The sequence below is a fragment of the Rheinheimera sp. genome (genome assembly GCF_020217005.1).
Lineage (GTDB): Bacteria > Pseudomonadota > Gammaproteobacteria > Enterobacterales > Alteromonadaceae > Pararheinheimera.
The window spans coordinates 1-10,000 of sequence record NZ_JAIWOI010000193.1 but is presented as its reverse complement, the minus strand read 5'-3'; the positions used below and the strand labels follow the sequence as shown (position 1 = coordinate 10,000).

Below are 10,000 nucleotides of genomic sequence, written 5' to 3'. Positions count from 1 at the left end.
CCGACACCTGCAGATGATAAAAAAACCGCTCCCGCACATGGTCCAGCAACATAATCAACATCACCAGACCCCGAATCATGTCGATGCTTTGGATACGACTACGGACAATCATTTCCCAACCCTCAGAATTAAAAAGCATAGGTCAGGCTTATGCGGTAGCTGCGCGGCTCACCCGGCACAGTCCAGAGCGCCGAATAGGAGTTATGGATATAAAACTTATCAAACAGGTTGTCGATATTCAGCTGAGCTTTCCAGTTCTGGTCCAAATCAGCAGCCCAGGACAGGCCAACTAAAGTATGGGACGGCAGCATATAGCTACTGTCGACTGAGTCGCCCAGGCGTTTAGCTACATGATTGACTCTGACACCTAAACGGCTTTCAACAGAACCTACAGAGACTAACTGGGTCAGCATCAGGCTGGCATTATGTTTGGGCACATTCACCAGACGACTGCCTGCCGGCACATTCACAGCCCAATCGATGTTAATCATATCGGTCGCGGTTTGAGTATCCAAAAAGGCATAGGACAATTGAGCCGATAACTGCTCTGTCAGCTGACCTTGCAAGTCCAGTTCAATACCACGACTGGTCGCTTCACCTAAGGTAGCTGCAAAACCTATATTGACTGGATCTGAAGTCAGAATATTAGATTTTTTCGCATCAAAGAAAGCCAGCGTGCCTGTAACACCTGCAGCGACAAATTTGGTACCCACCTCGTAAGAGTCACTTAACTCTGGCTCAAAAGGGTTACCTGCGTAATCAGTGCCACTTAACGGCAGGAAACCTTCAGAGTAGCTGCTGTAGAAACTTAACTCTGGGTTTACTTCAAAGACTAAACCAATACGTGGACTGATTTGAGTGCCAGTTTTGTCCGAGCGGGTGGCTTTTAACAGCTCTTGAATGTCTTGCTGATAATCATCAAAACGCAGCCCAAGTAACAACTTCCAGTGCTGAGTTAAATCCATTTGATCCTGGACATAGACCCCCCAGGCTTTTTGCGATTCCTGGTTTTCATACAAAGGTGCAGGTGCCGTCGCAGTGCCGCCATAAACCGGGTTAAAGATATCTAAAGCGTAAGTGCCTTTTGGACCACGGTAACGTGACAACAAGGTATATAAATCATAGTCATACGCGTCAGCCCCCATAAGAACGTGATGCACAATACCGGCAGTATTCAGATGACCACTCAGCTCAAACCGCACTGATGTATCTTCAGACTGATAATCACGGTAACGGCGCTGACGGGTCAGGGTTTTACCATCATCAAAGATAGACTGACGGGCTTTGGCTAACTCCGCATCAGACGAAAAGCCGTTTAATGAGGAGTCGCGATAACCTAAACCCGCTAAAAATGACCAGTCGTTGCTCAGACTGGTTTCATAAGATAACTGATGGCCAGTGGCTTCAATTTCAGTAGGGCCATCACCAGGTTCACCTAAATAACGTGAACGTGGCACAGTATTAAAATCACCATTTAGTACCACTATACCGCGGTCAAATAACTGCTCTTGTTTCAGGTATTCAAATTCGTATAGCAACGCAGATTTATCATCCAGATCGATGCGGACTGACGGAGTAAATACCTGTTTTTTGCTGGTGACATGATCACGGAAACTGCCGTAATCCTGTAATGCGCCATTGATCCGTACCGCCACATTGTCACTGACGCCATTGGTGTAGTCGGCTTCTACTCTGTGCTGTTCAAAACGGCCTGTAGAGAGTTGCAGGTAACCTTCCTGCTCTTTTTGTGGTTTGCGGGTCACTACATTGATAGTGCCGCCAGGCTCAGAGCGACCATAAAGTGCTGAACCTGGGCCTTTTAAAATCTCTACATACTCAACATTAGATAAATCCCTGTGGCCACTAAAGCCACGGCCGCCGTTAAAACCATTAATTAAATAACCAGACGGCATATTTTCATTACCGGGAAAACCACGCAGCGAGAAGCTATCCCACAAACCACCGCCGTTATTCTGCCGTGAAATGCTGACTGAAAAATCCAGGGCATCCTGAAAACGAGTTAATGCATTGTCTTTAAACAGGCTTTTATCAATTACTGTAATGGACTGGGGTAAAGACTGAGCGGGGATATCACCGCGATAAGCCTGGCGATAGAGCACTTCAATACGCTCAATATCTTGTGCTGATTCTGCTTGCGCTGCTGGGACAGCTGTAATAAAACCAAGAGTGAGTATAAGAACAGAAGGTTTTAAATCAAAGGTTGGCATGATGTATTAGTCCGGTCACTGCTGAGATAATGGCTGAAACGCTAAAGTTAGAATCAAAATGATACAATATAACATTTCAATAAACCAACTGATTTATCAGACTTCTTTGTGACTCTGGCAATAGGGCTGCTTGAATAAGCCCGTCACAGCCCCGATACTGCCCTAACAGCAGCTTATTCAATTAACGTGAGTAAAAGATGGAACAATGGTTACAGAACCTGCTAACTGAGTATCAGGCTTATGCCTTACTGATTTTATTTATGCTGACTTTTGCAGAGTCTCTAGCGGTATTGGGTCTGTTAGTACCTGGTACTGCCTTAATGTTTAGCTTTGGTGTATTGATTGGCGCTGAGCAAATGGGCTTCTGGACTGCCTGCATGGTGGCTGCCGCCGCAGGTTTAGTAGGTGATTCTTTGTCTTATCTGGCTGGTCGCAAATTCAGGCCTCAGTTGGAAAGCTGGAACTGGTTATCCCGCCAGCAAAAAGAGTTAGACAAAATCAGTGGCGCTCTGGAAAACAATGTCTGGCTGGCGATAGTGGCTGGACGTTTTATTGGTCCAAGCCGGCCTCTGTTACCTCTGCTCGCCGGTATGTTGCAGTTAGCACCTTCACGTTATTTTCCTGCTGCCACTCTGGCTTGCGTGCTTTGGCCTATTGCTTATTTCCTGCCTGGCATTTTGGCTGGTGTCGCCTGGCAACTTAAAGGCACAAACCTGACCTTATTTTACAGCTTACTGGCAGGTTCATTACTATTGGCTGCACTCAGCAGTTACTTGCTGAAAAAGTATTTACAGCACAAAGAACAGGACAAGCCAAAACAGCATTGGTTTTGGGGATCTGTGATCAGTATATTTCTGACTGCTTTTTTATGTTTTGAGTTAAGCCAACACCCGGCTACTCCCTTGTATTTAAGAGAGTTATCTGGGTTGATGTTTTGACCCCCTTCGTACTTAAAGCCGCAGTTTTGTTAACTGCGGCTTTAAAGCGTTTTGAATTGAAATTTGAAGCGGGCGGTGCAAACCCAGCCCCTAGTTTATACGCTTCAATCCCGGCCTAATTTCGACATTAAATGCCGTCTGACCGTAGGCCATTCGCAGGCGATGATGGAGTAGACCACAGTGTCACGCACTGAACCGTCTTTTAAAATCATATGCTGACGCAAGATACCGTCCATTTTAGCGCCTAAACGTTCTATGGCTTTACGTGAGGTATGATTAAAAAAGTGGGTGCGAAACTCTGCAGCTATAGCCTTATGTTTCTCAAATAAATTACTTAATAACAAAAATTTAGCTTCAGTGTTTATTGCTGTACGCCTGACAGATTCTGCATACCAGGTATAACCAATCAAGGCTCTTCTGCTGGCTTCATCCACCATATAGTAACGACTGGTTCCGACGATTTTACCCGTCATTTTGCAACGTACCACATAAGGCACTGCCCCTTGCGCTTTGCTGGCTAAAGCCTCTTGCACATAAGCTGGCATTTCTTCCACTGTGGGCACCATGGCGTACCAGAGTTTCCAGTTTTCGCCATCCGCAACCGCCTGCTGCAAATCCGCGACGTGCGACTGCGCCATAGGTTCTAAGCAAACAAACTCACCTTCTAACATTTGAGTGGTTAACCACGCCATTTTTCTCATCCTTTCGTTTAATCCAGCCAATGCTGCCTTAACTTTTGCAGCAAAAATTCTGATAATGCTTTAAGTACAGGAGATGAAGATAACCGCTGCACAGCCAATAAATACATAGGTGCCTGTTCGGTCTGGTAGTCTGGTAATAACTTGACCAAAGTCCCGGCTCTCAGATCAGACAAAATATCCAATCTGGACTTATAGGCAATACCTAAGCCTGCCACTGCCCAGCGCCTGACGACATCACCATCATCAGCCACTAGAGCTCCTCGCACTTGCACCTGTTGTAATTGCCCATCCAACCAGAACTGCCATTTGCTATGTACAGCCTCTCCCAGCACCAGCTGTAACACCTGATGCGCGTTGATATCTTGCGGCCGCTCTGGGGCACCAAAACGACGAATGTAGTCAGGGGAAGCGCAAAGCACACGGTGATTGTCCGGCACCAGCGGCATGGCTATCAGCTGTGAATCCTTAGGCTGGCCGTAACGTATCGCCAGATCCACAGGTTGTCTGCCTAAATCAGCCAGCCTGTCACTGACTCTCAATTTCAGCTGTAACTTAGGGTGCTGGCGCTGAAACTCTGCCAGCCAAACTGCCATGCTGTTGCGACCAAAATCTGATGGCATAGATAAAGTCAGCTCTCCTGATAACTGCTCTTTCCCTAACTGTAAAAGCTGCTGGCCCTGGCCCAATAACTGGATCGCCTGGCGCGCATACTCCAGATACGCTGTGCCCGCAGTAGTTAAGCGTAAACTGCGGGTTGAACGTAAAATCAATTGAGCATTGAGCTGCTGCTCCAGGCGTTTTAACGCCACACTGGCCAGTGCAGGCGAAAGATCGAGCTCACGCGCTGCAGCAGAAATAGAGCCTAAGTCAGCGGTCAGAACAAAAAGTTGCAAGTCGTCAGTTCTCAGCATCATTATCAAATTATTTTTGAAACTGAATCCAAATCTAGCACATTTTTCTAAATAGTGACTTGCTTTAATCTAGCCACATCAACCCAATGGAGCATCCAGATGAAAGCCATAGTTTATAGTCAGAATTTACCAGCCACAGATCCGCAGTCGTTGTACGACGCAGAGTTACCAACCCCAACGCCAGGTGAACATGATCTGCTGGTTGCTGTGAAAGCCGTTTCCGTTAATCCTGTCGACACCAAAATCCGCCGTAACGCCGACACTCAGGGTCAACAAAGGGTCTTGGGCTGGGACGCTGCAGGCGTTGTGGTTGCAGTCGGCAGTGCAGTCACAGCTTTTAAAGCGGGTGACGAAGTTTGGTATGCGGGCGCTATTGATAAGCCTGGTTCAAACAGCGAATTTCAGTTAGTCGATCAGCGTATTGTCAGCCACAAACCTCAAAGCTTAAGTTTTACTGAAGCAGCAGCTTTACCTTTAACTGCCATTACAGCCTGGGAGTTGTTATTTGACCGGTTTGAACTGAATGAGCAGAACACTAAAGGTAAATCTCTGTTGGTGATAGGCGCTGCTGGTGGCGTAGGTTCGGTGCTGTTGCAACTGGCAAAACAAAAAACTCAGTTAAAGCTGATTGCGACGGCCTCAAGACCTGAAACCACTGAATGGGTCAAATCCTTAGGTGCGGATCTGGTGCTGGATCACAAAAAGCCGATGGCAGCCCAACTTAAAGAACTTGATCAGCCGGAAGTGGATTATGTGATCAGCCTGACCCACACAGCACAACACTTTAGCGACATACTGGAACTAATCAAACCTCAGGGCAAACTGGCACTGATTGATGATCCAGAGCCAATTGATATTCGCCCAATGAAGCGCAAAAGTTTATCGCTGCACTGGGAGCTGATGTTTACCCGGTCTTTGTTTCAAACCGAAGATATGATTGCACAGCAGCAGTTATTACAGCAGGTTGCAGCTATGGTAGACGCTGGCCTGTTAAAGACCACACTGAACTCAGATTTTGGCAAAATTAACGCCGAAAATCTGCGCAAGGCCCATCAGATACTGGAAAGCCAACAAACTATTGGCAAACTGGTACTGACAGGCTTTTAATTTAATGTCAAAAGACTCAGCGTAATCTGTTGTTGTGGGCTGAAAAGTCCGGCACTGTGCGCTGATAGTCTTGTCCTACTAATTTGGACGTAACGATAAAATCTGCTGTGGCTTTATTACAAGCCACAGGGATATTCCAGACTACAGCCAAACGGATCAGTGCTTTTACATCCGGATCATGAGGCTGGGAGGACAACGGGTCCCAGAAAAACACCAGCCAGTCAATTTTCTGCTCTGCAATTAAAGCGCCGATCTGCTGGTCGCCGCCCAAAGGACCGCTGGCCAGACACAAAACTTCTTTGTTTAGTGCTTCGTTCAACAAACGCCCTGTGGTACCAGTGGCAATCAGTTGTTTATCCTGAAAAAAGTCAGCATGCTCTTTTACCCAAGCCAGCAATTCAGCCTTTTTCCCATCATGCGCTACTAAAGCTATAGTTTTCATTGTTCTACTCCTTAAGATTGCTGCAAGCATACACTGAGTTTTTCATAGAGTTCAGCATACTTTGTCAAAGTTATTGCTGTTGCAGCCAGGCGACAAGCAATAGAGCCCTAAGAGCATAAGCTGCAAGTACGAAGGTCCATTTGCTAAAGTAATTGCTGTTGCAGCCAGGCGACAAGCAATCGAGTCCCAAGGAGCATAGTCCACTATGTGACTTGGGCTCGTGTGCGCAGTCAACAACGCTGCGGCTGCAAGTACGAAGGTCAAATAAAAAAAGCCCGGCTATAACGCCGGGCAAACAACCAAGGTCCACGTAAAAACTCGGTACTTGGGGGTGAGATTGGAGAAAACCTCTGCTATCAACCGACGATTTTTTTCATCGCGGTCATATAGCCCCTTAACTTTTTGCCCACCAGCTCCACAGGATGCTGGCGGATCGCTTCATTGACAGCGATCAGGCGAATATTGTCGACACCATTGTTTGCCGAGCTTAAGCCCTTGCCGACATATTCAGTACTTAACTTGTTAACGAAATCACGTAACAGCGGTACTGCCGCATTACTGAACAGGTAATTACCGTACTCAGCAGTATCTGAAATCACTACGTTCATTTCATACAGGCGTTTACGCGCTATGGTATTAGCGATCAACGGCGTTTCATGCAACGACTCGTAATAGGCTGACTCTTCGACAATACCCGCAGCAACCATGGTTTCAAACGCCAGCTCAACACCGGCTTTCACCATAGCGACAAACAAAATACCGCGGTCGAAATAATCCTGTTCCGGAATTTGCTCATTGGAAACTGGTGCGTTTTCAAAACCGGATTGACGGGTTTCTTCGCGCCAGCCAAACAGCTGCTTATCATCATTGGCCCAGTCAGCCATCATGGTGCGGGAGAATTCACCGCTGATGATATCGTCCATATGTTTTTCAAACAGCGGACGTAAAGTTACTTTTAATTGTTCAGCTAAATCATAAGCTTTGATTTTGGCCGGGTTCGACAAACGGTCCATCATATGAGTGATGCCACCGTGTTTTAACGCTTCAGTCACAGTTTCCCAGCCAAACTGGATTAACTTGGCAGCGTAGCCTGGTTCAACACCCTCGGCGACTAACTTGTCATAAGCCAGAATAGAGCCGGTTTGTAACATGCCACATAAAATGGTCTGTTCGCCCATTAAGTCCGATTTCACTTCGGCGACAAAAGACGACTCCAGTACACCGGCACGGTCACCACCAGTTGCAGAAGCATACGCCTTGGCAATTTCTAAACCTAAACCTTTAGGGTCGTTTTCCGGGTGTACTGCGATCAGCGTTGGTACACCAAAACCACGTTTATATTCTTCACGTACTTCAGTGCCAGGGCACTTAGGCGCCACCATCACAACTGTGATGTCTTTACGAATTTGTGTACCTTCTTCAACTATATTGAAACCGTGCGAGTAAGCTAAAGTTGCACCTTGTTTCATCAATGGCATCACAGCTTTTACCACGCTGGTATGCTGTTTATCCGGCGTCAGGTTTAACACTAAATCCGCCGTTGGGATTAACTCTTCGTACGTGCCTACTTTAAAACCGTTGTCAGAAGCGTTCTGGAACGACTTACGTTTTGCCGCTATAGCTTCAGCACGCAGGGCATAGGAAATATCCAGACCTGAGTCACGCATATTCAGGCCTTGGTTTAAGCCCTGAGCACCACAACCCACAATCACCACTTTCCAGCCTTTTAACAAATCAGAGCCTTTGGCAAACTCTTCTTTGGCCATAAAACGGCATTTACCTAACTGCTTTAACTGCTGACGCAAATTCAATGTATTGAAGTAGTTGCTCATAACAAATCCCGACGAATTCTTTTAGCTGGCTCACTGTTGGGCTCAGCGTAACAGCGCAGAGAAGTCATGCACTGTTTTGATGCGGTTGAGAATAAAACAGTGCAATGATTGCGTGAAGTGATATATTCACAATACAGTATTTCACTTTATGCAACACAGGATTTATACCCAAGTGGATATCCGTAATGCCCAGCTTTTTCTGCATCTGGCCAGTAGCCTGAACTTTGCCCGCACCAGCGAGCAAATGTATGTCAGCCCATCGACCTTAAGCCGGGTGATCCAGCGCATGGAAGAAGAGTTAAACGTTGAGTTGTTTCAGCGGGATAATAGATCAGTGCGGCTAACTTTAGCGGGCCAGAAAGTACAGGCTTTTGTGAAAAGCTATTTAGAACAATGGCATCAGCTGCAAATTGATCTGAGCGAAACCAGTGCGTCCTTAAGTGGTGAAATCCGGCTGTTTTGTACTGTAACAGCCAGTTTTAGTCACCTTCCCGCAATCCTGGATAAATTCCGTTTAGTCTGCCCTTTGGCTGAAATAAAGCTGATTACCGGAGACGCCTCAGCTGCATTGGAGAAAGTAAAACAGGACGAAGCCGATATAGCTCTGGCTGTGTACCCCGAACATTTTCCGCTGAATATGGCGTTTCGCAGCATCGCCAAAGTGCCGCTGCAACTGATAGCGCCAGTGATCCCCTGTAAAACTAACGATCTACTCAATCAAAGCCCTATTCCCTGGGACTCAGTACCTTTTATTTTGCCTGAGCATGGTCCGGTCAGAAGTCGTTTTGAGCTGTGGCGCAAAGCCCGTATTAGCGATCCCAAGGTCGTAGCTAAAGTAGAGGGTCATGAAGCTATGGTCAGTATGGTGGCTTTAGGCACTGGAGTGGCGTTGGTGCCTGCTATAGTGGCGCAGCAAAGCCCTGCCAGAGACAGAGTCAGGTATTTAACTCAAGGCGATGAATTTGCGCCTTTTGATTTAGGTTTGTGTACTTTATCGAAGCGGCTGCATGAGCCATTGTTGAGAGCATTCTGGCAAGTTGCATCTGAGCTGATTTAGCTCAGATGCTATAAAGACTTAATGAAATTAGCCCACTCTCAGCTTATTTCACTACACGCAGATGAGAGACTTTTTTACCCTTGTTTGGATCGGTCGGATCGTCTTCCGGTGGAGTCTGATCGCTGCCCTCTCCGGCTTCACTGTCTGAAACAGCTTCTAAATGATGCTGATCATCATCCGTGTCTTCTTCCGCATCAAACATAGTACCAGCACCGTTTTCGCGGGCATAAATAGCCAGTACGGCTTTAATCGGCACTGTTAGCGCAAATGGCTTACCACCAAAACGGGCATTAAAGGTAATCACCTCATTACCCATCAGCATGTTACCTACAGCAGAAGGCAAAATATTCAGTACTATCTGACCATTTTGAATATGCTGGGTTGGCACTTTACAGCCATGGATGCTGGCGTTCACCACCAGATAAGGTGTTAGATTGTTGTCGACTATCCATTCATAAAAAGCGCGGATCAGGTAAGGCTTATTTGAAGTCATATCCATTAGTAACCACGCCCCCGGCGAATTTCACGCTCAGCTTCAGTTAACGATTGCTGAAAACCGTCACGCTCGAATATACGCGTCATATAACTTTGTAATAACTTGCTGCCAGTTCCGTTTAGTTCAATGCCAAATAGAGGTAAACGCCAAAGTAAGGCGGCCAGATAACAATCAATCAGGCTATACTCATCACTCATGAAATAGGGATGTTCCTGGAACAGTGGCGCCATCGCCAATAAACCTTCGCGTAAATCACGGCGGGCTGTAGCAGCGTCAGGACCATCCTGC

10 protein-coding genes are annotated in these 10,000 nt (G+C 46.7%); 3 read left to right on the top strand and 7 right to left on the bottom strand.

Annotated elements, in window-relative coordinates; translation table 11 throughout:
- Nucleotides 1–128 precede the first annotated feature (128 nt).
- Nucleotides 129–2,228, bottom strand: a complete 2,100-nt coding sequence (locus LDL40_RS09490) for a TonB-dependent siderophore receptor (protein ID WP_300995078.1) — start codon at nucleotides 2,226–2,228, stop codon at nucleotides 129–131.
- Between the two features lie 197 nt (nucleotides 2,229–2,425).
- Here LDL40_RS09490 and LDL40_RS09485 point away from each other — a divergent pair, with 197 nt between their 5' ends.
- Nucleotides 2,426–3,166, top strand: a complete 741-nt coding sequence (locus LDL40_RS09485; protein ID WP_300995077.1) for a DedA family protein — start codon at nucleotides 2,426–2,428, stop codon at nucleotides 3,164–3,166.
- Nucleotides 3,167–3,270: 104 nt separating this feature from the next.
- Here the strand turns inward: LDL40_RS09485 and LDL40_RS09480 are convergent, their stop codons facing one another.
- Together LDL40_RS09480 and LDL40_RS09475 are read right to left on the bottom strand one after the other, a co-directional pair.
- Nucleotides 3,271–3,858, bottom strand: coding sequence for a GNAT family protein (locus LDL40_RS09480; protein WP_300995076.1), 588 nt, complete (start codon nucleotides 3,856–3,858; stop codon nucleotides 3,271–3,273).
- A 17-nt stretch (nucleotides 3,859–3,875) separates the two neighbouring features.
- Nucleotides 3,876–4,781: a LysR family transcriptional regulator gene (locus tag LDL40_RS09475; RefSeq protein WP_300995075.1), complete on the bottom strand. Its 906-nt coding sequence runs from the start codon at nucleotides 4,779–4,781 to the stop codon at nucleotides 3,876–3,878.
- Between the two features lie 96 nt (nucleotides 4,782–4,877).
- On the opposite strand from LDL40_RS09475, the gene LDL40_RS09470 reads away from it, so the two are divergent.
- Nucleotides 4,878–5,885 (top strand): zinc-binding alcohol dehydrogenase family protein, encoded by a 1,008-nt coding sequence (locus LDL40_RS09470; protein WP_300995074.1) that lies wholly within the window; start codon nucleotides 4,878–4,880, stop codon nucleotides 5,883–5,885.
- A 16-nt stretch (nucleotides 5,886–5,901) separates the two neighbouring features.
- Here the strand turns inward: LDL40_RS09470 and LDL40_RS09465 are convergent, their stop codons facing one another.
- Both LDL40_RS09465 and ilvC read right to left on the bottom strand, forming a co-directional pair.
- Entirely contained in the window at nucleotides 5,902–6,327 is a 426-nt protein-coding gene (locus tag LDL40_RS09465; protein ID WP_300995073.1) for a methylglyoxal synthase, read from the bottom strand.
- 356 nt (nucleotides 6,328–6,683) lie between these two features.
- On the bottom strand, nucleotides 6,684–8,159 hold the full coding sequence (ilvC, locus tag LDL40_RS09460; RefSeq protein WP_300995072.1) for a ketol-acid reductoisomerase: 1,476 nt from the start codon (nucleotides 8,157–8,159) through the stop codon (nucleotides 6,684–6,686).
- A gap of 148 nt (nucleotides 8,160–8,307) precedes the next feature.
- Between ilvC and ilvY the strand changes: the two genes are divergently transcribed.
- On the top strand, nucleotides 8,308–9,216 hold the full coding sequence (gene ilvY, locus LDL40_RS09455) for an HTH-type transcriptional activator IlvY (RefSeq protein ID WP_367304311.1): 909 nt from the start codon (nucleotides 8,308–8,310) through the stop codon (nucleotides 9,214–9,216).
- A 43-nt stretch (nucleotides 9,217–9,259) separates the two neighbouring features.
- On the opposite strand, the gene LDL40_RS09450 is transcribed toward ilvY, so the two are convergent.
- On the bottom strand, nucleotides 9,260–9,715 hold the full coding sequence (locus LDL40_RS09450) for a ClpXP protease specificity-enhancing factor (protein WP_300995071.1): 456 nt from the start codon (nucleotides 9,713–9,715) through the stop codon (nucleotides 9,260–9,262).
- Nucleotides 9,715–10,000: glutathione binding-like protein (locus tag LDL40_RS09445; RefSeq protein WP_300995070.1), on the bottom strand; the 286-nt coding region annotated here is incomplete at its 5' end. The genes LDL40_RS09445 and LDL40_RS09450, both read right to left, overlap by 1 nt.

Excerpts from the sequence above, each read along its gene's own strand:
- LDL40_RS09490 (WP_300995078.1), bottom strand. The coding sequence starts at position 2,228 with ATGCCAACCTTTGATTTAAAACCTTCTGTTCTTATACTCACTCTTGGT.
- LDL40_RS09485 (WP_300995077.1), top strand. The coding sequence starts at position 2,426 with ATGGAACAATGGTTACAGAACCTGCTAACTGAGTATCAGGCTTATGCC.
- LDL40_RS09480 (WP_300995076.1), bottom strand. The coding sequence starts at position 3,858 with ATGGCGTGGTTAACCACTCAAATGTTAGAAGGTGAGTTTGTTTGCTTA.
- LDL40_RS09475 (WP_300995075.1), bottom strand. The coding sequence starts at position 4,781 with ATGATGCTGAGAACTGACGACTTGCAACTTTTTGTTCTGACCGCTGAC.
- LDL40_RS09470 (WP_300995074.1), top strand. The coding sequence starts at position 4,878 with ATGAAAGCCATAGTTTATAGTCAGAATTTACCAGCCACAGATCCGCAG.
- LDL40_RS09465 (WP_300995073.1), bottom strand. The coding sequence starts at position 6,327 with ATGAAAACTATAGCTTTAGTAGCGCATGATGGGAAAAAGGCTGAATTG.
- ilvC (WP_300995072.1), bottom strand. The coding sequence starts at position 8,159 with ATGAGCAACTACTTCAATACATTGAATTTGCGTCAGCAGTTAAAGCAG.
- ilvY (WP_367304311.1), top strand. The coding sequence starts at position 8,308 with ATGCAACACAGGATTTATACCCAAGTGGATATCCGTAATGCCCAGCTT.
- LDL40_RS09450 (WP_300995071.1), bottom strand. The coding sequence starts at position 9,715 with ATGGATATGACTTCAAATAAGCCTTACCTGATCCGCGCTTTTTATGAA.